Source organism: Bacillus atrophaeus (genome assembly GCF_039519175.1).
Classification (GTDB): domain Bacteria; phylum Bacillota; class Bacilli; order Bacillales; family Bacillaceae; genus Bacillus; species Bacillus atrophaeus.
Genome location: NZ_CP154443.1, coordinates 416,712 through 437,626, shown reverse-complemented (window position 1 = coordinate 437,626; position 20,915 = coordinate 416,712). Strand labels below are relative to the sequence as shown.

Here is a 20,915-nt window from a genome sequence, read left to right as displayed (position 1 = left end):
GTGCGAAAATGGATTATAGACGTGATGACAAAAATGATCCCCTTCATTCAAATGATGAACCGTCACATACAGACAAGCCAGAGCTGATTGAGCATCAGGAACAAAAATTGCTTGATCAGCCTGTTTCTCAGGAGGCCGGACGCAAAGAAACAGCATCGGCTTTAGAAATGGAACAGAAAGAAACGGCCGTAAAAAAAGAAAAAAAACGGAGAGCCGCATGGCTGAGTCCGGTATTAGGCGGAATTATCGGCGGAGGTTTGATGCTCGGCATCGCGCCTCATCTGCCGTCTAACCATAATCAGACAACCGAGACCGTTTCAGCGAATAAGCAGGTGCAGTCAGACAATTTTACAACAACGCCGGTGACGAACGCCACAAACGTAGCTGACATGGTAGAAGACTTGGAGCCGGCAATTGTCGGAATCTCCAACCTTCAAAGCTCTCAAAATAATACATTCGGCACAGAAAGCAGTTCGAGTTCTGAGAGTGAGAGCGGAACAGGATCGGGTGTTATTTTTAAGAAGGACAATAAGAAAGCCTATATCATTACGAATAATCATGTCGTAGAGGGCGCTAATAAACTCACGGTTACGTTATATAATGGGAAAACGGAAACCGCCAAGCTCGTAGGAAGCGATGCAATAACCGATTTGGCTGTTTTGGAAATCAGTTCAGACAATGTTGATAAAGTAGCGAGCTTCGGAGATTCTTCACAGCTTCGCACCGGAGAAAAAGTGATCGCCATCGGAAACCCGCTCGGACAGCAGTTTTCCGGTACGGTGACGCAAGGGATTATCAGCGGCCTTGACCGGACGATTGATGTGGATACAACCCAAGGAACGGTTGAGATGAATGTGCTGCAAACAGACGCTGCGATCAACCCGGGGAACAGCGGAGGCCCGTTAATCAATTCCAGCGGGCAAGTCATCGGAATCAACAGCCTAAAGGTCAGTGAAAACGGCGTAGAGTCTCTCGGATTCGCCATCCCAAGTAACGACGTGGAACCGGTCGTTGACGAGCTGCTGGCAAACGGAAAGGTAGAGAGACCGTTCTTGGGAGTTCAAATGGTCGATATGTCGCAAGTCCCGCAAACCTATCAAGAAAATACGCTGGGCCTATTCGGAGATCAGCTGAGCAAAGGGGCTTATGTAAAAGAAGTCCAATCCAATTCCCCTGCGGCAAAAGCCGGCATTCGCTCTGAAGACATCATCGTCAAACTAAACGGCCAAGATGTGGAGAGCAGTGCGGATATTCGGGAAATCCTTTATAAGGATTTAAAAGTGGGCGACAAAACAACGATTCAAGTCATTCGAAACGGAAAAACAAAAACACTCAATGTTTCGCTGACGAAGCAAACAGAAAGCAGTTCCCGCTGATTGGCCGGATATGAAAAAAGCTGAACCCCTTGGGTTCAGCTTTTTTAGTCTAAGAAAGAGGACAGCATCCACACTTGTTTTTCAATGTCTTCTATCAATCCGACAAACAGGTCAGCCGTTGCATGATCATTGTTTTCTTCGGCAAGTCCGATGACGAATTTTGATTCGCTGCTGATTTGTTTATAATCATCGACCAATGTCTTGACCATTTCTGATGCGGCTGTTTCGCTGCCTCCGTCAGAGATGGATGCCTGCTTAAGGTACTCACTCAGCGTAGCCGCAGGATGGCCGCCGATGGCAAGCAGACGTTCCGCAATGGTATCGGCTGTTTCAGCCGCTTGGTTATATAGCTCTTCGAATTTTTCATGAAGTGTAAAGAAATGCGGTCCCTTTACATACCAGTGAAAACGGTGGAGCTTAGAGTAAAGCAAAAACCAGTTAGATAATTGGGTGTTCATTGAATTCTCAATTACTGCGCTCTCTTTTTTTACATCTTGTGCATTCATATTATAACGTCCTCCTTGTGATCTGTTAAATTAATTATACCACATCTCATATAGAAATCAATACTAAATTATAATTATTATAAATAACGATTATTTGAACAGTTTTTTCTTGAGGATATACTCCCAGAAAGACCAAGGAAAAAGGGCGCGGAACAGCAGTGTCAGCTTGACGCCTTTTCCGACCGGATAACGTAATTTTCTGATGCGTTTTTTCAATGCTAATTGATAAATGAGATCGGCGACTTCTTGAGGGTTCCCGCTTTCGATTTCATTTTTTTCTACATATGACAGAATCGTTTTGTAGTAGTGGTGATAGGCTGATCCGGGTGCGGATGCTGTCATATTGCCTGATATTGATTTCCGCCAGATCGAGGTTTGGTAGGAGCCGGGTTCTACCAGCGCTGTTTCTATGCCGAAGGGAAGCATCTCAAGGCGCAGGCTTTCCGAAAACCCTTCCAGCGCATGCTTGGAAGATGCATAAGGAGATAAAGCGGGAAATCCGGTCAAACCGCTGATACTGCTGACATTTATGATTTTGGCGCCGCCGTGTTTTCTCAAAAAAGGCAGAACAGTTTTTGTGACGCTTATCAAACCGAACACATTGGTTTCAAACTGTTTTCTGTAATGATCCATTGTCAATTCTTCAATAAATCCGCCATAGGCCGTTCCGGCGTTGTTTACGAGCAAATCGACCGGACCGTATGCCCGCAGCGTTTCCCCGAAGTCTGAAATGGACCGCTCATCGGTTACATCCAACGCTGTGATATGAATGAACGCTTCCACATTGTGCAGTGCGGCCGTCTCCCTTAGTGCACTCGCTTGTTCCGGTTGTCTCGCCGTTGCGATAACGGTGTAAGTCTGCGCGAGCTTTACAGCAGTCAAAAGACCGAAACCGCTGGTGGCTCCAGTCACAATCGCAATTTTTCGATTCAAAATAATTCCCCCGTTCTATATTCATAAAGGTATTGTACTATCATCAGGCCCATTCATCTATAAAGGCCGTTAGAAAAGATTTCCTGAAAGGGAAAATACTTTTATACAATAATTCAGAATTGTTTTATAATGAAAGAAAGTGAGAAAGGGGTTTTGGGTCATGACATTGCAAGGCGTAAACGAAACGTGGGATCTTGAGACATTTTTTAAAGGGGGAAGCGGGTCTCCGGAGTTTACAGCGTATATCGGAAAGCTATCCCAAAGTCTGCATGTTTTCAAGGAAATGACAGATGCATTTCAGCTGCCAAAGACTGCCGAAGATGAAGAAGAGCTGGTAAGAATACTCAGCAAGTTTGAAGAGATCGTCGTCAAAATTCAGCAGGCGGGCGCCTTTGTCATTTGTCTTCAGTCTCAAAATACCAATGATCAAAAGGCCAATGAACACAAAGCGCGCATCAGCCGGCTTAATGCGGATTTCAAGTCTGCTCTCGTCACATTCGATCATAAGCTTGCCCGCATTGATGATGCTGTATGGAAAAAGCTGCTTAACAGGCAGGATCTTCAAGAAATCGCATACATATTACAAGAAAGAAGAGAACGTATCGCTGAAAAACTCAGTGCAGATCAAGAAACACTTATCGAGGGATTGGCCGTTGACGGCTATCATGCGTGGGGGGATTTGTACAACACGATTGTCGGGAAAATCACGATTTCGTATGAAGATAAACAATTATCCGTCGGACAGGCGGAGAATCTGCTGTCTTCCCAAAACCGTTCTGTCAGAAAAACAGTGTGGGAGCGCCTGAATAAAGCTTGGGAGCGGGAAGAGGACATTTTCAGCAGCACATTAAACCATCTGGCGGGATTCCGTCTGCAAACCTATAAAGCGCGGGGCTGGGACAATGCGCTTAAAGAGCCGCTTGCCATTAATCGAATGAAAAAAGAAACGCTGGACGTCATGTGGCAGGTCATCACCGATCATAAGAAGCCGTTTGTTAATTATCTTCATAGAAAAGCGTCACTCCTTGGCGTCGACCAGCTAAATTGGTATGACGTTGAAACGCCCGTCGGAGATGACGTGAAGGAATATTCGTATGATGAAGCGGCGAATTTGATTGTCAGTCAGTTTGCGACGTTCGGCCAAAAGCTTTCAGCATTTACCGAAAAAGCGTTCCGAGACCGCTGGATTGAAGCGGAAGACCGCAGCGGAAAAAGGGTCGGAGGCTTCTGTACAAGTTTTCCGGAAAGCGGGGAGTCGCGCATATTTATGACCTATTCGGGCAGCGCCTCAAACGTCGCCACACTAGCCCATGAACTCGGCCACGCGTTTCATCAGGAAGCCATGCTGAATGTGCGCCCGTTAAACAGAGGCTACGCAATGAACGTAGCTGAAACGGCTTCTACCTTTGCGGAAATGATCGTTGCTGATGCAACAGTAAAACAGGCGGAAACCAAGGAACAAAAACTTGTTTTGCTTGAAGATAAAGTCCAGAGAAGCGTCGCGTTTTTCATGAATATCCATGCCAGATTTTTATTCGAAACGGCATTTTATGAAGAGCGGAAACAGGGAATCGTACCGGCTGACAGATTAAATGAGCTGATGATTGAGGCTCAACAGGAAGCTTTCTGCGGCGCTTTAGGAGAATATCATCCGCATTTTTGGGCGTCAAAGCTTCATTTTCATATTACAAGAGTGCCGTTTTATCATTTTCCGTATACATTCGGCTATCTGTTTTCACTTGGCATTTACGCTTCGGCTTTACAGGAAAAAGCCGGGTTTGAAGAAAAATACATGGCTCTCTTGCATGATACGGCTTCAATGACAGTGGAAGACTTGGCGATGAAGCACTTAGGCGCTGATTTAACCAAACGGGATTTTTGGGAACACGCCATAAGTCTGGCGGTACAGGATGCCGAGGAGTTTTTGAAACTGACCGAATCTTAAGCTATAGGATAGCCGGGGTCTTTTTAGGCTCCGGCTTTTTTGTGTGAAAAAGCATAAGGCTGCGGTTTTTTCTTCATGAATGAGGAATCCTCCCCTTGGACATAGCTAAAAAGAATGGAAACTATAGGAGTGAATAAAATGAGCGTGATCAGGATGACGGGAGCCATTTGTCTCGTGGTGATATTGATAGCGGGCTGCCGGCTGAATGAAGAACAACAGCGAGGAAATTCCGCGGCCGAAAACGCGCCTGTTTCAAATATGAAGCCTGTGCCTTATGATCATTTCTCGCTCCAGGTGAACTATGGAAACGGGGAGCATAACCGCTATGAAGGCATGTACCAAAAGAACGGGGATAATGAAAAGGCTGAAATTGAAGATAAGCTGTCAGGCATTCACCAGGAAGGTGAAGAAGCGCTGGATGAAATGAAAATGATCCTGAGTGAGCTTGCGGTCAATCAGCATATGACAGATCAAGAAGCGATTCGGAATGTACTGGAATCCTTTAATTTAGACAGCCATTACGACCATCTTCGTTTGAACATAAAGCTTCACGACGGAACTGTAAGAGAAATAAAAAAATAGCATCATCCGGAAGAGCCCGTAAGATTCCCATTCGTTCCAAAAACTAATTGAAAATGATTTTCAAAGTCATTGTTATCTGCTACAATGAAGGATATATGGCCTTATAGTGAAGTGATTATTTTATCACTTGTATAGATGATGATATTTGAGAAACATACATTCAGTATAAAAAGCGCAATACATAAGTGTTGCTAAAGTCAGCGAAAAGGAGCGGTTACGGGTATGAGTGCAATTTCTACAGAAACGTTGAGCTTAGGGTACGGGGATGCTGTTATTATCGATGAGTTAAATTTAACGATTCCAAAAGGTGAGATAACCGTATTTATCGGCAGCAACGGCTGCGGAAAATCGACACTTTTACGTTCTTTGGCGCGGCTGATGAAACCGCAGGGCGGATCTGTGCTTCTCGAAGGAAAAGCAATCGCCAAACTGCCGACAAAAGAGGTCGCGAAGGAGCTTGCGATTCTGCCGCAGGGGCCCGCTGCTCCCGAGGGATTAACCGTGCATCAGCTGGTCAAGCAAGGAAGATATCCGTATCAAAACTGGCTGAAACAATGGTCAAAAGCTGATGAGGATGCAGTGAATAGAGCGCTCAAAGCGACAAAGCTGGAAGAGATGGCTGACCGTGCCGTTGATTCGTTGTCAGGCGGACAGCGGCAGCGGGCATGGATCGCAATGACACTCGCACAAGAAACGGATATTATTCTTCTTGATGAACCAACAACCTATCTGGACATGACCCATCAGATCGAAATCCTGGATTTGCTGTTTGAACTGAACGAAAAGGAACAACGGACGATTGTGATGGTTCTCCATGATTTGAATTTAGCCTGCCGCTACGCCCATCATTTGGTTGCGATTAAAGACAAACAAATTTACGCTGAGGGCCGGCCGGAAGAAGTCATAAACTGTGATCTCGTGCAAAATGTGTTTTCTATGAACTGTCAGGTGACACAAGACCCGCTGTTTGGAACGCCTCTTTGTATTCCGCACGGACGGGGCAGATGTATTGTTCAGGAAACGGCTCTTTCATCTCACGGATAAGTACCGCAGCAAAGGAGATTCCGCCAGAGAGCGGCAGCTCCTTTTTGTTTTTACGCAGAGAGGAAGGTGTGAAAATGGAGCAAAAACTACAAGAACAGCTCGACGGATTACTGGAAAAATACACAGAACTTCTTCTTGGTGAAACAGACGCTGAATTAAAAGAAGACGTGAAGCAATGGATATTGTATACGCACATGGCTAAAAGCATGCCTCCGCTTGTGAGGCATTGGAACGAATCGTATCCTGACGCCAAACAGGGCATTAAAGAAGTCATTCAGCATATTAAAGAGTTAAATGAAGAGCATCGAAAAAAATAGTCTAAAAAAGCAGTTTGCCGCGCAGCATCACACGGCAAACTGCTTTTTTGTTCTGACTGATAAACTGCATTTTCTAACAGCAAAAAACCCGCGAAATAATAAAATTCTGCGGGCTTCTCATCATACAAACTAATGGGAAGGAGATCCGACTGCTTTTGCCTTCTCCTCTTTTTCTTGCTCCTCCCCAGCCTTTTTATTAGAAAGCTTAATCGGTTTGACGAACAAAGTGAGTACGGCTCCGATCACAATAAAGGCGAGGCCTGCGTAAAACACACTGTGAAGCGAATCCATCAAAGATGTTTTTAAAATCGGCACGATGTGTGAAGAAAACGCCGCCGGAATTTGTTTTACTGCTTCCGGACTGAACAGAGACTGAAGCAGCCCTTGCGGATCTTTGTCTATCATGCCTTTAAACTGGTCGGCAAAGGAACTGGCCTGTGCCGGAAGCGAGTTTAAGTAAGGAACGAGTTTGTCGGTTAAAAGGGTGCCTGATCTGGCGTTCATTACGGCCCCCAGCACTGTAATTCCAAATGTTCCTCCAATGGAGCGGAAGAACTGGCTTGAGGAGGTGACAACTCCAAGCTCCTCTTTTGAAAAGCTCTCTTGCAGTGCTAATGTGAGAATCGGCATGACCAGACCCATGCCAAGCCCTATGATCGCCATGTAGCTTGTCGCCACAAGCTTACTCGTATCAAGGTCCAATGTTGTTAACAGAAGGAACCCGCCTGCCATAATCACCATACCTGTGATAATTTGCGGCTTAATTCCCACTTTATACACAAGCTGACCGCCGATAATACTCGTAATAATCATAGAGACCATCATCGGCGTCATAATGGTGCCTGATTCAGACGCGCTGACACCCACAATCCCCTGCATAAAGAAAGGAACAAACGTGACTGCGCCGAACATCCCGATACTCATAAAGAAGCCGATCAGATTCAGGAATGTAAACGTTCTGTTTTTAAATAGATACATAGGAAGAATCGGTTCTTTTGCTTTTGTTTCCGCTATGATAAAACCTATAATGCCGATAAGGGCGAGCGCGAACAATCCGAGAATCTGCCAAGAACCCCACGCGTAATCTTTACCTCCGAAACTAAGAGCAAGAAGCAAGCTCACGACACCGACCACCATGGTGAAAATGCCGGCAATATCGAAATTGATCGGCCCTGTCTGTTTGCGGCCCTGTAACCCTCTGGCAATGAAAATAACGGCAACAATCCCGACAGGAAGGTTAATGTAAAAGACCCATTTCCAATTTAAAGTGTCGACAATCCAGCCGCCGATCTGCGGTCCGATGACGGATGCAAGACCGTAAATCGCCCCAAAGACCCCTTGGAATTTGGCACGCTGTTTACCTGTAAATAAATCCCCGACTACAATCATAGCCATTGGCATCATGATACCGCCGCCTATTCCCTGTAATCCGCGGAATATAATCAATTCAGTCATATTGTTGGCCATTCCGCACAGTGCTGACGCGGCCATAAAGATGATCAAACCTGAAACATAGACAACGCGGCGCCCTAATAAGTCGGCTAATTTACCGGCAATCGGGACAACAGTCGTTGAGGTTAAAAGATACGCCGTAGTCAACCAGGTCATCATACTTAAACCGCCAAGATCGCCTACAATTTTCGGCATGGCTGTTCCTACAATCGTACCGTCAAGCGCTGAAAAAAACATGGCTATAATTAAGCCGGTTAATAATAAAGTGCGTTTAGGATTTTTGCTTTCTGTACTCATTTCAACCATTTCCTCTTTTCTTTAAAAATGTTTATGTTTCCGTTGTTTCAGCAGCCGCTTGAGCAAGTTTTTGAGTAATCTGTGCTGCTTGTAACAGTTCTTCTTCTGTCAGAAACGAAAGGTATCGTGCCAATATTGCCTTTCTTCCCGTCAAAATGTCTTCAAACTTTTTGTCTCCTTCAGCAGTAAGGCTGATATTGATGACTCTTCTGTCTTCTGTATCATGTTTTCTGACGACAAGATTCTTTTGTTCAAGGCGGTCCACCATTAAAGTCACCGCACTTGGCTTGACCTCCATGCGCTCTGCAATTTCAGAAATTTTGCAGCTTCCGTGTTTCTTTAAGCTGGCCAAAACGAACAATTGTGCAGGTGTGACACCCTGTTTTTCCATACTTTCTACCATTTCAGGCTGTATTTTTTGGAAAAGTGTCTGAAGTGACAATTGAATATCAGACATTACTTGATCCGCATTCATCATAATTTCTCCTCTGTTATAAATAATATGAATTTATATTTAACTCACTAAAATAATTAATGCCTATTAAATATAAATAAGGATTAAGTATAAGTCAACTCTTTTCTTAAGGGATTAAAAACAAAACAAAAAAGGATAGATGCTCATAGAACATCGTATCCTTTCGCCGGTCTGGTTTTACCGTATGACTTACTGATAAGGCGATTGCTGTTGAAGGGTTTGCTGGAATTTTTGATGGGACTGCTGCAGCTTTTGCGCATCCTCCGCCTCTATAGAGTACCACCCATACTGGAACATGAGATCATAAAGTTTTCTTTGCGCTTTTTGTGACTCATCAAAAATGGATTGAATATCCTGATAGAGAGACTCATGGCTGAATTCGTGCAAGGCTGTGCAATAAGAAGAAGTAATGTATTTTTCTGTTGTCAGCAGCTCATTGACGAAATCTCTGTCATTCATTTGAGAAGTCGCCGGCACTGGTGTTTCCGGGTTGCTGATTTTTTGCTGATTTTGCTGATTCATGATTTGATCCTCCTATTGCATGTAGCCAGATGGCTGCTGCCCTTGATTTGGATTCAAGTGGTTTAAAATTCTCTGGTAGTGATCATGATGCATTTGTCCGACGCGGTCAAGCTCTTGCTTTAAGGCTTGATCCTGACATTGCTGCGCCATAAAATGGGCTTTTTTCATCGCGATTAAATTCCAGTTCAGCATGTCGTTCAGATACAAATGGTCCTTTGTCGAAATGACAGCAGGCGGTGTCATACCTGAGTTTTGCTGCTGATTTTCCATAAAAACGCCTCCTATAGTTCTGTTCTTTTTATGTTTCCTTAAGCCGGCGAATGTATACAGATAAAATGCTGATTCATTAAGAAACGGAGGGAATCACATGTTGCGAAGCCTGTTTTTGTTTTTATCTAAAAACAGAACCCTGACCAAGCTCGCCAAGACATACGGCATTCGTTTAGGAGCTGGAAGATTTGTTGCGGGCGACACAATTGCTTCTGCGGTGAAAACGGTCAAGAGGCTGAACCGGGCGGGGCTTTCCGCTACAATTGATTATCTGGGCGAATATGCGCGCACAGAACAAGAAGCAAAAAAAAACGCGGCGCAATGTAAGCAGGTGATCGGGGCAATCGCGGAACATCAGCTGGACTCTGAGCTGTCTCTAAAGCTTACTTCAATCGGACTGGACATCTCGGAAGAACTTGCCGTAACCCATTTGAAGGCGATTTTAAAAGAAGCGAAACACCATGAAGTCGCCGTAACAATTGATATGGAAGATTACTCACGCTATGAGCGGACGCTTCAGATTTACAAACGGCTGAAGCCGGAGTTTGAAAAGCTGGGAACCGTCATCCAGGCATACCTGTACCGCGCCGCAGAGGATATTAGGAACTTGCATCCCCTTAAGCCGAACCTCAGGCTGGTGAAAGGGGCGTATAAAGAATCTGCCGCGGTGGCGTTTCCGGATAAGAAAGGAACCGACCTTCATCTGCAAAACTTGATTAAGCTTCAACTGTTAAGCGGGAACTATACCGCCGTTGCGACCCATGACGATGCCATCATTGCATTTACGAAAAAGCTCGTTTCAAAGCACCGCATTCCGAACAGCCAATTTGAGTTTCAAATGCTGTACGGAATCAGACCGGAGCGGCAGAAGGAGCTTGCGAAGGAAGGATACCGCATGCGGGTATACGTCCCGTACGGTACGGATTGGTACAGCTATTTTATGAGAAGGATTGCAGAAAGACCGGCCAATGCGGCTTTTGTGTTAAAGGGAATCATCAAAAAATAAAAAACAGCCGCGAAAGCAGCTGCAATCTGTTACTCCATGTTATGTTTTTTATATTGCTGGTTTTGGCTTGTCCGTTTTCCGCCTTCATACTTTTGAGACGGACCCGCATTTCCTTTTACGCTTGCAGCGCTCACCGCGGCTGAGGACGGATCTTTTCTTTCTCGTACCATTCCCTTCACCTCCGGCTTTAAGTTGCCCTTATGGTGAATGGTTCATACGCAGCGCTAAAACAGACAGAAATGAAAAATTTACAATTTAGCTATTGAACTCAGTACCGAAATCTTTTAAGATGAAAGAAGAAAAGGGTTTCATTTTTTTAGCTTAAAAATGAATGATTATTCATTCAAAGTTCAAGGGGGATGTTTCATGCACAAACAAATTAAGAAAGCAGCCGTTTTGGGATCAGGGGTCATGGGTTCTGGAATCGCGGCGCATTTAGCTAACATCGGAATCCCAGTTCTGCTGCTTGATATTGTGCCGAACGAATTGACGAAGGATGATATGAAAAAGGGCAGAACATTAGACAGCCCCGAAGTTCGCAGCAGGCTGAGTCAAACAGCGGTCAAAAAACTGCTTAAACAAAAGCCCGCTCCATTGACTTCTGCCAAAAACATCAGCTATATTACGCCCGGCAACCTAGAAGATGATGCCGAAAAGCTCAACGAAGCTGACTGGATCATTGAAGTCGTTGTCGAAAATCTTGAGGTAAAAAAACAAATTTTCTCTCTGGTTGATGAACATCGCAAACCCGGCAGTATTATTTCCAGTAATACATCCGGGATTTCAGTGCAGGACATGGCTGAAGGCAGATCAGATGATTTTAAGGCGCATTTCTTAGGCACACATTTCTTTAATCCGGCCCGATATTTAAAGCTTCTGGAGATTATTCCAATTCAAGAAACCGCACCGGACGTTGTGTCATTTATGAAGTCGTTTGGAGAAAACGTCCTTGGCAAAGGCGTCGTGGCCGCAAAAGATACGCCAAACTTTATCGCCAACCGCATTGGGACTTACGGCCTTTTAGTGACAGTCCAAGAAATGCTGAAAGGCGGCTATCAAATCGGAGAAGTTGATTCCGTCACAGGCCCGCTGATCGGCAGGCCGAAGAGCGCCACCTTCAGAACTCTTGATGTCGTCGGCCTTGATACATTTGCCCATGTCGCTAGGAATGTGTACGACAAAGCTGAAGGAGAAGAAAAAGACGTTTTTCGACTGCCTGATTTCATGAATAAAATGCTTGAAAATGGCTGGATTGGAAGCAAGGCCGGACAAGGGTTTTATAAAAAAGAGGGGAAAACGATATATGAGCTTGACCCGCTGACCCTCACATACGGCGAGCGTACAAAAATGCGAACAGCCGGTCTTGAAGCGGTGAAGCAGGTTAAGGGAATTAAATCGAAAATGAAAGCGCTTATATATTCAGAGGACCGGGCGGGTCAACTGTTATGGAATATCACGTCGCCAACACTTCTATATTCAGCTCAGCTGACCGGGGAGATTGCCGATCATATTCTCGCTATCGACCAGGCGATGAAATGGGGCTTTGGATGGGAACTCGGACCGTTTGAAATGTGGGACGCCATCGGGGTCAGACAGTCAGCCGAAAAGCTGGAGCAGGAAGGTGCGGCGATACCCGGCTGGATAAAAGAAATGCTGGATAAAGGACATGAAACCTTCTATATCAAAGAAAACGGCTCACTATTTTATTATGACCGCGGTGAATACAGAGCGGTGAAAGAAAACAAAAAACGCCTGCACCTCGCATCTCTTAAAGAATCTAAGGGTGTTATTGCTAAAAACAGCGGAGCCAGCCTGATCGACATTGGGGATAATGTGGCGCTGCTTGAATTTCATTCAAAAAGCAACGCGATTGGTTTGGATATCATTCAAATGATCAACAAAGCTTTAGAGGAAACAGACCGTCATTATAAAGGGCTTGTCATCGGAAATCAGGGAAAAAATTTCTGTGTGGGCGCGAATCTCGCCATGATTTTGATGGAAGCCCAGGATGACAATTACGCTGAAGTAGACCTTGTGATACGGCGTTTCCAAGAGACAATGATGAATATTAAATACAGCTCTAAACCCGTCGTCGCAGCTCCTTTCGGAATGACGCTCGGCGGAGGCACGGAGGTATGTCTGCCGGCGGCGCGGATTCAAGCGGCAAGTGAATCGTATATGGGGCTTGTTGAATCCGGCGTGGGACTGATTCCTGGCGGAGGAGGAAACAAAGAGCTTTACTGCCGCCATTTGAGAGGCCTTCAAGACGGAGCCGATATCATGCCGGCCGCAATCAAAACATTTGAAACTATTGCGATGGCAAAAGTTTCTAGTTCCGCTCAAGAAGCTCGGGAAATGAACATATTGTCAGAAGTTGACCATATCAGCATCAATCAGGATCATCTGCTGTATGATGCGAAAAAACTTGCGGCTTCATTATATGACAAGGGCTACCGTCCGCCTGCGAGACAAAAAATCAAGGTGACCGGAGCAACAGGATATGCGGCACTCCTATTAGGTGCAGAACAAATGAAGCTGTCAGGCTATCTGTCAGAACACGATATGAAAATTGCGAAAAAACTCGCCAATGTGATTGCCGGAGGAAAAGTTCCGTTCGGCACAGAGGTTGATGAAGACTATTTATTGGAGATAGAGAGAGAAGCATTTCTGAGCCTTGCAGGCGAGGCGAAATCTCAAGCGAGAATGCAGCATATGCTTGTAAAAGGAAAACCTTTACGGAATTAGGAGGGTGTTTATGAGAGAGGCAGTCATTGTGGCAGGAGCGAGAACTCCGGTCGGCAAAGCGAAAAAGGGATCATTGGCAACAGTCCGTCCGGATGATTTGGGAGCTATTTGTGTGAAAGAAACATTAAGAAGAGCAGGCGGTTATGAAGGCAATATTGATGACCTCATTATTGGATGCGCCATGCCGGAAGCCGAACAGGGATTAAATATGGCAAGAAACATCGGCGCGCTTGCGGGTCTTCCGCATACGGTGCCGGCAATTACAGTCAACCGCTACTGCTCTTCGGGCCTGCAATCTATCGCCTATGGGGCTGAAAAAATTATGCTCGGCGCATATGATACGGCAATCGCCGGCGGCGCGGAGTCAATGTCACTGGTTCCGATGATGGGGCATGTAACACGCCCGAACATCACGCTGGCTGAAAATGCGCCGGAGTATTACATGAGCATGGGACATACCGCCGAGCAGGTAGCGAAAACATACGGCGTTTCCCGCGATGATCAGGATGCATTTGCTGCACGCAGTCACCAAAAAGCGGCAAAAGCCATTTCGGAAGGCAAATTCCAAGATGAAATTGTGCCTGTCGAAGTGAAAGTGACACAAATCGGGCCTGACCATAAGCCAAGTGAAAAAAGCTTTACGTTTTCCCAAGATGAAGGCGTGCGTCCGCAAACGAACACGGACATTTTATCATCGCTGCGTCCGGCGTTTGCTATGGACGGAACCGTCACGGCGGGAAACTCGTCACAAACAAGTGACGGCGCGGCGGCTGTGATGCTGATGGACAGAGAAAAAGCAGATGCTTTGGGGCTTTCTCCGCTGGTGAAGTTCCGTTCATTTGCAGTAGGAGGCGTTCCGCCGGAGGTTATGGGAATCGGGCCTGTGGAAGCCATTCCGCGCGCACTCAAGCTTGCCGGACTGGAATTGAGCGACATCGGTTTGTTTGAATTGAACGAAGCCTTTGCCTCACAGTCCATTCAAGTCATGAGGCAACTCGGAATAGACGAAGAAAAAGTAAACGTTAATGGAGGCGCGATCGCGCTTGGACACCCGCTAGGCTGTACAGGCACAAAGCTGACCCTGTCACTCATTCACGAAATGAAACGAAGAAATGAACAATTCGGCGTGGTCACAATGTGTATCGGCGGCGGTATGGGAGCAGCAGGCGTATTTGAATTACTTTAAAAGGGGGATGAACAATGAAACATGAAGCGGTGAAAGTGCAAAAGGGCGGAAGTTTTTTAATAGAGGATGTCACATATGATCAAATTTACACACCGGAGGATTTCACAGACGAACATAAAATGATTGCGAAAACAACGGAGGACTATATCGTCAATGATGTGCTCCCGTTTGTAGACGAAATTGAAAACCATCAGTTTGAGCACTCTGTCAGGCTTTTGAAAAAAGCGGGCGATCTGGGATTGCTCGGAGCGGATGTACCGGAAGAATTCGGCGGGATCGGACTTGATAAAATCAGCTCAGCGCTGATTACGGAAAAATTCTCACGGGCGGGCAGCTTTTCGCTTTCATATGGCGCCCATGTCGGAATCGGTTCATTGCCGATCGTCTTTTTCGGAACTCAAAAACAGAAGGAAACCTATTTGCCTGATTTGGCTTCCGGCAATAAATTCGCGGCGTATGCACTGACTGAGCCCAGCTCCGGTTCTGATGCACGCGGCGCCAAAACAACCGCCGTCTTGAATGAAGCGGGAACTCACTATATTCTCAATGGAGAGAAGCAGTGGATCACCAACTCAGCATTTGCCGATGTGTTTGTCGTTTATGCCAAAATAGACGGTGACAAGTTTTCCGCGTTTATTGTGGAAAAAGATTATCCGGGCGTGTCCACTGGCCCTGAAGAAAAGAAGATGGGGATTAAAGGGTCCTCGACCAGAACGCTTATTTTAGATCAGGCAGAGGTGCCGAAGGAAAATCTTCTTGGAGAAATCGGCAAAGGCCACATCATCGCGTTTAATATTTTAAATATCGGGCGCTATAAGCTGGCGGTCGGGACGATCGGCGCTTCCAAACGAATCATCGAGCTGTCAGCAGCTTATGCGAATCAGCGCCGCCAATTCAATACGCCAATTTCAAGTTTCGCGCTCACACAGGAGAAAATCGCCACTATGGCCTCAAAGCTATACGCAATGGAAAGCTCAGTATACAGAACCGTCGGATTGTTTGAAGAAAACATGAGCGTTCTGACAGAGGAAGATCAAAAGGATGGAAGGCAAGTAGCAAAATCAATCGCCGAATATGCCATCGAGTGTTCTCTTAACAAAGTTTTCGGTTCTGAAACGCTTGATTACATTGTGGATGAAGGCGTTCAAATCCATGGCGGCTACGGATTTATGCAGGAATATGAAGTGGAAAGGGCATATCGTGATTCAAGGATCAACCGGATCTTTGAAGGAACAAATGAAATCAACCGCATGATTGTGCCTAGCACCTTTTTGAAAAAAGCAATAAAAGGAGAATTGCCGCTGTTCGAAAAAGCCCAGGCACTTCAAGAAGAGCTGATGATGCTCATGCCGGAAGAACCGGGAAGCGGTGCGTTGGAACAGGAAAAATATATCGTCAGACAGGCGAAAAAAATTGCTCTGCTTACCGCCGGGCTTGCCGCGCAAAAATACGGCAAATCCATTGATCAGGAACAAGAAGTGCTTGTCAACATCGCAGACATTGTCAGCCTTGTGTATGCAATAGAATCAGCGGTGCTCAGAACTGAAAAAGCCATCGCGGCGCATGGGGAAGAAAAAGCCGCGCAAAAGCTGATGTATACGGAAATTTTCACACAAGAAGCCTTAAATGAAATTGAAGCACACGCGAAAGAATCACTGATTGCAATGGAAGAAGGAGACGCACTTCGCATGATGCTTTCCGCGCTGCGCAAATTAACGCGTATCACGCCGAAAAATGTCATCCGGAAGAAACGCGAAGCAGCGTCAGGCATTTTCCAAGCGGAAAAATATATCGTGTAACTCACAAAGTGCTCCGGTTTTTCGGGGCACTTTTCATGTAAGCAACGTTTTAGGTTTTTAAAACAATCTATGTTAAAATAACCTCGATCATTTACTGGGGGTGAAGAAGAAGATGTCATTGAATTTTTACTGGTACCCTAAATGCGGAACGTGCCGCAAAGCGAAAAAATGGCTTGAAGAGCACGGCAAAGAAATAAACGAGATACATATTGCAGAACAGACTCCAAGCAAAGAAGAAATCAAGGCGCTTTATGAAAAAAGCGGACTGGAGCTAAAGAAGTTTTTTAATACGAGCGGCTTGAAATACCGTGAACTGAATTTGAAGGAAAAATTGTATCACATGTCGGAAGATGAGCAACTTGAGCTTCTCGCTTCAGACGGTATGCTGTTGAAACGCCCGATTACATCAGACGGAGAAAAAGTGACGGTTGGTTTTAAAGAAGATCAATTCGAAAAGAACTGGATGTAATGTAAGTTTTTAAAGAATTATGGTATCTTCTTATTATATGCAGTAAAAAAATGGAGGGATTTACATGAGCACACCTAAAGATTTGCGTTACTCAGAAGAACACGAGTGGGTAAAAGTTGAAGGAGAAAAAGTCAGAATCGGAATTACGCATTTTGCCCAATCCGAGCTTGGCGACATCGTATTTGTCGAGCTGCCAGAAGTCGGCGCTGAAATTAAAGCGGACGAGCCTTTCGGAAGTGTAGAATCTGTTAAAACGGTATCAGAACTTTACGCGCCGATTAACGGAAAAGTGGTAGAAGTAAACGAAGACCTTGACGACAGCCCTGAGTTTGTAAACGAATCTCCTTACGAAAAGGCATGGATGATCGTCGTAGAACCTTCTGATGCGTCTGAAATTGAAAGCCTAATGACATCAGAGCAATACGATGAAATGACACAGGAAGACTAATCGCTTCATCGGATAACCGTGCAGTCAATTGGATACTCTAATTTTATGGGAGGTGTCCAATATGGCTATCGGCAAACAAAGGTTTGATGTGACAGATCATGTAACAGGCCGCTTTCAAAACGGCCGGCTGTCGTTATACCATGAGGATGAAATGATTGGCCAAATGACAGGCATGAATGAATACGAGCTTAAACCCGGTTTTTCATTTGAAAATGAAAAATTTTATAAGACAGCCGATGCAGTTTCAGGAAGCGACGCGAAGTACGTGGATTGCGACTATGAAAACGGCTGGTGTTAATGTGTTGGCGGTGATATTCACTGCCTTCTTTTACAATCTGAGCGCTTCAAAATTGATGTGACAGGTGATGGCAAATGATATTGGACGATTTACAAAAAGTCATTATAGTTGAAGGGAAATCCGATAAGCAAAAAATCAAAAGCGTCCTCAATGAATCTGCGTGTATTGTGTGTACAAACGGAACGCTCGGCCAGACGAAGCTGGAAGAACTTGCTGATCAGCTTTATGATAAAGATGTGTATATTTTGGTTGATGCAGATGAATCCGGAGAGAAATTGAGAAAACAGCTGAAGAGAGAATTGCCCGACGCCTGCCATTTATATATCGACAGAACGTTCAAAGAGGTGGCGGCAGCGCCGAGCCGTCATATTGCTTCCGTATTACTTCGCGCAAATATCAATGTTCATACAAATTTTCTTGATGGATAAACCCGAGGTGTTTGAATCAAATGAAAGAACTTCAAGAGCAAGAGCTCGAATTGATAAAAGAAGACGTCTATCTCCTATATTTATATACTCCTTTTTGCGGCACTTGCCAGCTCGCGGGCAAAATGCTGTCTGTTGTTGAAGAAATGCTGCCGCAAGTCGCCTATTATAAAAACAATGTAAACTATTCTCCGACATTCGCAAAAGCCTACAAGATTGAAAGTGTTCCTTGTTTTCTTCTTTTCAAAAATGGAAAAGTGGTTGAAAAAGGTTATGCTTTTCACTCTGTTTCCTACCTATACGATATGATTAAACAAAAAGCTTCCAATACATCCCGTTTATGACATATTTCTCGGGAAATAAGTATGGAAAATGTCGTTCGTTTTATAGAGGGTTCTAGCTGCCCGCAGAGAAATGTGTATGTATGACCAATGAATAGGAGGTTGTACAAGTGGAAAAAACGGAAGTGTTAGAGGAAGAGTATCAGCGTCTGTTTTTAAAACCCCTATTGAATGCTTCAACCCTGCTTATCACCTTTCAAGGTGAGACAGAAGCTTTTACCTTCTCGATAAACGAACGGGGAGAAATGAAAAAAATTTCTCAGCCCAAAACGTCCAACCTGACCTTTTATGGAAATCAAGCGGAGATCATTCATCTGCTGCATGGAGATATTTCCCTTCAAAATTTAATTCAAAGCGGAAGCCTGAAAGTGAAGGGATCTTTTAGAGCGCTGCTCAAGCTTGAAGCCATCCTCTGGCTGACAAACGGTTTTTTCCAGAGGGTTCAAAAAGCATAAAACTAGAATATTCATAATTTTATAGAAAAAGATGGCATCATTTATTTTATTGACATCATATGATTTGCCATGCTATTCTACATTAAGAATTTCCGGACGTAAAAAGAACTATATATTTCTCTTATCAAGAGAGGTGGAGGGAAGTGCCCTATGAAGCCCGGCAACCATCAACATTGTTGAAATGGTGCCAATTCACACAAAGCGATTCGCTTTGGAAGATGAGAGAAAGGCGATGAAAAGAAGCCTTTCTGCTCATGTGTGCAGAAAGGCTTTTCTTTTGCCGAATAATCGCCGGAAGATTTCTTAGAATAGTGTTAAGGCAGGTGATTGCTTTGATCAATCTTCAGAATGTTTCAAAAGTGTATAAATCGAAACATGGGGATGTCAACGCTGTCCAAGATGTTACCCTCTCAATAAATAAGGGTGAGATTTTTGGAATTATTGGATATAGCGGAGCGGGTAAAAGCTCCTTGATCCGTCTGCTTAACGGTCTTGAGAAACCAACCTCAGGCATCGTGGAAGTAGCGGACAGCAAAATAAATGAAGTAAACGGCCGCGGCTTGCGAAAAGCCCGCCAAGAAATCAGCATGATCTTTCAGCATTTTAATTTGCTTTGGTCTCGTACGGTGAGAGATAACATTATGTTTCCGTTAGAAATCGCCGGCGTGAAAAAAAGCGACCGAATCAAGCGTGCCGATGAACTTATTAAACTGGTAGGTTTAGAAGGAAAAGAAAAATCGTATCCATCACAGTTGAGCGGCGGACAAAAGCAGCGTGTCGGGATTGCAAGAGCGCTCGCCAACAATCCGAAGGTTCTCCTTTGCGATGAAGCGACATCCGCACTTGATCCGCAAACGACAGATTCAATTTTGGCTCTCTTATCCGATATAAATGAAAGACTCGGTCTGACCATTGTGCTGATTACGCATGAAATGCATGTAATCCGCAAAATCTGCAACCGGGTGGCTGTTATGGAAAACGGTATAGTTGTGGAAGAAGGCGATGTACTCGATGTCTTCAGAAATCCGAAGGAACAAATGACGAAACGTTTCGTACAGCAAGTGACAGAACCGGAAGAAACAAAGGAAACGATCCAGCATTTCCTTGATGAAAATACATCAGGGAAAACTGTTCAGCTCACCTTTGTCGGAGAAGCTGCAGAACAGCCTCTCATTACAGAGATGATCAGGAATTTTAATGTAGACGTTAATATTCTGCAAGGGAAAATCTCACAAACGAAGGATGGGGCTTACGGCTCTCTCTTTATCCATATTGACGGAGAAAACGAAGAAGTACAAAACGTGATCCGGTTTATTAAAGACAAACAGGTGGAAGCAGAGGTGATCACGAATGTTTGAAAAATGGTTTCCGAACGTTGATTTGACAGAACTATGGAGCGCAACGTATGAAACGCTGTACATGACGCTGATTTCCTTATTCTTCGCTTTTATTATCGGTATCATTCTCGGGTTGCTGCTCTTTCTTACAGCTAAAGGAAGCTTGTGGCAAAATAAAGCGATTAACAGTGTGATTGCGGCGGTTGTCAATGTTTTCAGATCCATTCCATTCCTTATCTTAATTATTTTATTACTGGGCTTTACTAAGATTTTAGTAGGAACGATTTTAGGTCCGAATGCGGCTCTGCCGGCACTGGTGATCGGATCGGCGCCATTTTATGCCCGTCTTGTCGAAATTGCCTTGCGCGAGGTGGATAAAGGTGTGATTGAAGCAGCCAAATCCATGGGCGCAAAAACATCAACCATTATCTTTAAGGTGCTGCTGCCGGAATCAATGCCGGCGCTTATCTCAGGTATTACAGTCACTGCCATCGCATTGATCGGCTCTACAGCAATAGCCGGCGCGATCGGTTCGGGAGGACTTGGAAACCTGGCGTATGTTGAAGGCTATCAATCAAATAATGGTGATGTCACACTAGTTGCAACTGTGTTTATTCTGATCATCGTCTTTATTCTTCAGATTATCGGTGATTTGATAACGAATATAATAGATAAACGATAAGGGAG

At 44.8% G+C, this 20,915-nt stretch carries 23 protein-coding genes, 1 pseudogene and 1 riboswitch; of the genes and pseudogenes, 17 read left to right on the top strand and 7 right to left on the bottom strand.

What is annotated here, in order from left to right; translation table 11 throughout:
* The first annotated feature begins 8 nt into the window (after positions 1 to 8).
* Entirely contained in the window at positions 9 to 1,376 is a 1,368-nt protein-coding gene (locus tag AAHT65_RS02360; protein WP_216412381.1) for a S1C family serine protease, read from the top strand.
* 44 nt (positions 1,377 to 1,420) lie between these two features.
* On the opposite strand, the gene AAHT65_RS02355 is transcribed toward AAHT65_RS02360, so the two are convergent.
* Both AAHT65_RS02355 and AAHT65_RS02350 read right to left on the bottom strand, forming a co-directional pair.
* On the bottom strand, positions 1,421 to 1,882 hold the full coding sequence (locus AAHT65_RS02355) for a Dps family protein (RefSeq protein WP_088117939.1): 462 nt from the start codon (positions 1,880 to 1,882) through the stop codon (positions 1,421 to 1,423).
* Between the two features lie 90 nt (positions 1,883 to 1,972).
* Positions 1,973 to 2,815: an oxidoreductase gene (locus AAHT65_RS02350; protein WP_106272692.1), complete on the bottom strand. Its 843-nt coding sequence runs from the start codon at positions 2,813 to 2,815 to the stop codon at positions 1,973 to 1,975.
* Positions 2,816 to 2,975: 160 nt separating this feature from the next.
* On the opposite strand from AAHT65_RS02350, the gene AAHT65_RS02345 reads away from it, so the two are divergent.
* The 4 genes and pseudogenes from AAHT65_RS02345 to AAHT65_RS02330 all read left to right on the top strand — a co-directional run.
* Positions 2,976 to 4,760 (top strand): M3 family oligoendopeptidase, encoded by a 1,785-nt coding sequence (locus AAHT65_RS02345; protein ID WP_106359992.1) that lies wholly within the window; start codon positions 2,976 to 2,978, stop codon positions 4,758 to 4,760.
* A 138-nt stretch (positions 4,761 to 4,898) separates the two neighbouring features.
* Entirely contained in the window at positions 4,899 to 5,342 is a 444-nt protein-coding gene (locus AAHT65_RS02340) for a YusW family protein (RefSeq protein WP_199679733.1), read from the top strand.
* A 222-nt stretch (positions 5,343 to 5,564) separates the two neighbouring features.
* Positions 5,565 to 6,386, top strand: coding sequence for an ABC transporter ATP-binding protein (locus tag AAHT65_RS02335; protein WP_010789882.1), 822 nt, complete (start codon positions 5,565 to 5,567; stop codon positions 6,384 to 6,386).
* 28 nt (positions 6,387 to 6,414) lie between these two features.
* A pseudogene (locus tag AAHT65_RS02330) lies at positions 6,415 to 6,703 on the top strand (YusU family protein); the annotation flags it as partial.
* Positions 6,704 to 6,832: 129 nt separating this feature from the next.
* Here AAHT65_RS02330 and AAHT65_RS02325 read toward each other — a convergent pair.
* The 4 genes from AAHT65_RS02325 to AAHT65_RS02310 all read right to left on the bottom strand — a co-directional run bounded on the left by AAHT65_RS02325 (position 6,833) and on the right by AAHT65_RS02310 (position 9,719).
* Entirely contained in the window at positions 6,833 to 8,461 is a 1,629-nt protein-coding gene (locus AAHT65_RS02325) for an MDR family MFS transporter (RefSeq protein WP_010789880.1), read from the bottom strand.
* 22 nt (positions 8,462 to 8,483) lie between these two features.
* On the bottom strand, positions 8,484 to 8,930 hold the full coding sequence (locus tag AAHT65_RS02320; protein ID WP_034717770.1) for a MarR family winged helix-turn-helix transcriptional regulator: 447 nt from the start codon (positions 8,928 to 8,930) through the stop codon (positions 8,484 to 8,486).
* A 186-nt stretch (positions 8,931 to 9,116) separates the two neighbouring features.
* Positions 9,117 to 9,449 carry a spore coat protein gene (locus AAHT65_RS02315; protein ID WP_003327001.1) on the bottom strand — a complete coding sequence of 111 codons (333 nt, stop codon included), beginning with the start codon at positions 9,447 to 9,449 and terminating at the stop codon, positions 9,117 to 9,119.
* Between the two features lie 12 nt (positions 9,450 to 9,461).
* On the bottom strand, positions 9,462 to 9,719 hold the full coding sequence (locus AAHT65_RS02310; RefSeq protein WP_063637949.1) for a hypothetical protein: 258 nt from the start codon (positions 9,717 to 9,719) through the stop codon (positions 9,462 to 9,464).
* Positions 9,720 to 9,816: 97 nt separating this feature from the next.
* Between AAHT65_RS02310 and AAHT65_RS02305 the strand changes: the two genes are divergently transcribed.
* Positions 9,817 to 10,725, top strand: a complete 909-nt coding sequence (locus AAHT65_RS02305; protein WP_343310919.1) for a proline dehydrogenase — start codon at positions 9,817 to 9,819, stop codon at positions 10,723 to 10,725.
* A gap of 29 nt (positions 10,726 to 10,754) precedes the next feature.
* On the opposite strand, the gene AAHT65_RS02300 is transcribed toward AAHT65_RS02305, so the two are convergent.
* Positions 10,755 to 10,895, bottom strand: a complete 141-nt coding sequence (locus AAHT65_RS02300) for a YuzL family protein (RefSeq protein ID WP_003327004.1) — start codon at positions 10,893 to 10,895, stop codon at positions 10,755 to 10,757.
* A gap of 196 nt (positions 10,896 to 11,091) precedes the next feature.
* On the opposite strand from AAHT65_RS02300, the gene AAHT65_RS02295 reads away from it, so the two are divergent.
* The 11 genes from AAHT65_RS02295 to metP all read left to right on the top strand — a co-directional run bounded on the left by AAHT65_RS02295 (position 11,092) and on the right by metP (position 20,910).
* The gene (locus AAHT65_RS02295) at positions 11,092 to 13,470 is read left to right on the top strand and encodes a 3-hydroxyacyl-CoA dehydrogenase/enoyl-CoA hydratase family protein (RefSeq protein ID WP_343310918.1); all 2,379 of its coding nucleotides are present in this window, start codon (positions 11,092 to 11,094) and stop codon (positions 13,468 to 13,470) included.
* 10 nt (positions 13,471 to 13,480) lie between these two features.
* Positions 13,481 to 14,656: an acetyl-CoA C-acetyltransferase gene (locus AAHT65_RS02290; protein ID WP_003327007.1), complete on the top strand. Its 1,176-nt coding sequence runs from the start codon at positions 13,481 to 13,483 to the stop codon at positions 14,654 to 14,656.
* A gap of 14 nt (positions 14,657 to 14,670) precedes the next feature.
* Positions 14,671 to 16,455, top strand: a complete 1,785-nt coding sequence (locus tag AAHT65_RS02285) for an acyl-CoA dehydrogenase family protein (RefSeq protein WP_010789874.1) — start codon at positions 14,671 to 14,673, stop codon at positions 16,453 to 16,455.
* Between the two features lie 112 nt (positions 16,456 to 16,567).
* Positions 16,568 to 16,924: an arsenate reductase family protein gene (locus AAHT65_RS02280; protein ID WP_003327009.1), complete on the top strand. Its 357-nt coding sequence runs from the start codon at positions 16,568 to 16,570 to the stop codon at positions 16,922 to 16,924.
* A gap of 64 nt (positions 16,925 to 16,988) precedes the next feature.
* The gene (gene gcvH / locus AAHT65_RS02275; protein WP_003327010.1) at positions 16,989 to 17,372 is read left to right on the top strand and encodes a glycine cleavage system protein GcvH; all 384 of its coding nucleotides are present in this window, start codon (positions 16,989 to 16,991) and stop codon (positions 17,370 to 17,372) included.
* Positions 17,373 to 17,433: 61 nt separating this feature from the next.
* Positions 17,434 to 17,670 carry a YusG family protein gene (locus AAHT65_RS02270; protein WP_003327012.1) on the top strand — a complete coding sequence of 79 codons (237 nt, stop codon included), beginning with the start codon at positions 17,434 to 17,436 and terminating at the stop codon, positions 17,668 to 17,670.
* A gap of 74 nt (positions 17,671 to 17,744) precedes the next feature.
* On the top strand, positions 17,745 to 18,098 hold the full coding sequence (locus tag AAHT65_RS02265; protein WP_003327013.1) for a toprim domain-containing protein: 354 nt from the start codon (positions 17,745 to 17,747) through the stop codon (positions 18,096 to 18,098).
* A 20-nt stretch (positions 18,099 to 18,118) separates the two neighbouring features.
* Positions 18,119 to 18,439 carry a thioredoxin family protein gene (locus tag AAHT65_RS02260; RefSeq protein ID WP_343310917.1) on the top strand — a complete coding sequence of 107 codons (321 nt, stop codon included), beginning with the start codon at positions 18,119 to 18,121 and terminating at the stop codon, positions 18,437 to 18,439.
* Positions 18,440 to 18,546: 107 nt separating this feature from the next.
* Positions 18,547 to 18,891, top strand: a complete 345-nt coding sequence (locus AAHT65_RS02255) for an SCP2 sterol-binding domain-containing protein (RefSeq protein WP_010789873.1) — start codon at positions 18,547 to 18,549, stop codon at positions 18,889 to 18,891.
* 118 nt (positions 18,892 to 19,009) lie between these two features.
* A riboswitch (SAM riboswitch) is annotated at positions 19,010 to 19,116 on the top strand.
* 107 nt (positions 19,117 to 19,223) lie between these two features.
* Complete coding sequence (gene metN / locus AAHT65_RS02250; protein ID WP_088117930.1) at positions 19,224 to 20,249, top strand: methionine ABC transporter ATP-binding protein MetN; 1,026 nt, start codon at positions 19,224 to 19,226, stop codon at positions 20,247 to 20,249.
* On the top strand, positions 20,242 to 20,910 hold the full coding sequence (gene metP, locus AAHT65_RS02245; protein ID WP_010789871.1) for a methionine ABC transporter permease MetP: 669 nt from the start codon (positions 20,242 to 20,244) through the stop codon (positions 20,908 to 20,910). The genes metN and metP overlap by 8 nt, the downstream gene beginning before the upstream one ends.
* Positions 20,911 to 20,915 lie beyond the last annotated feature (5 nt).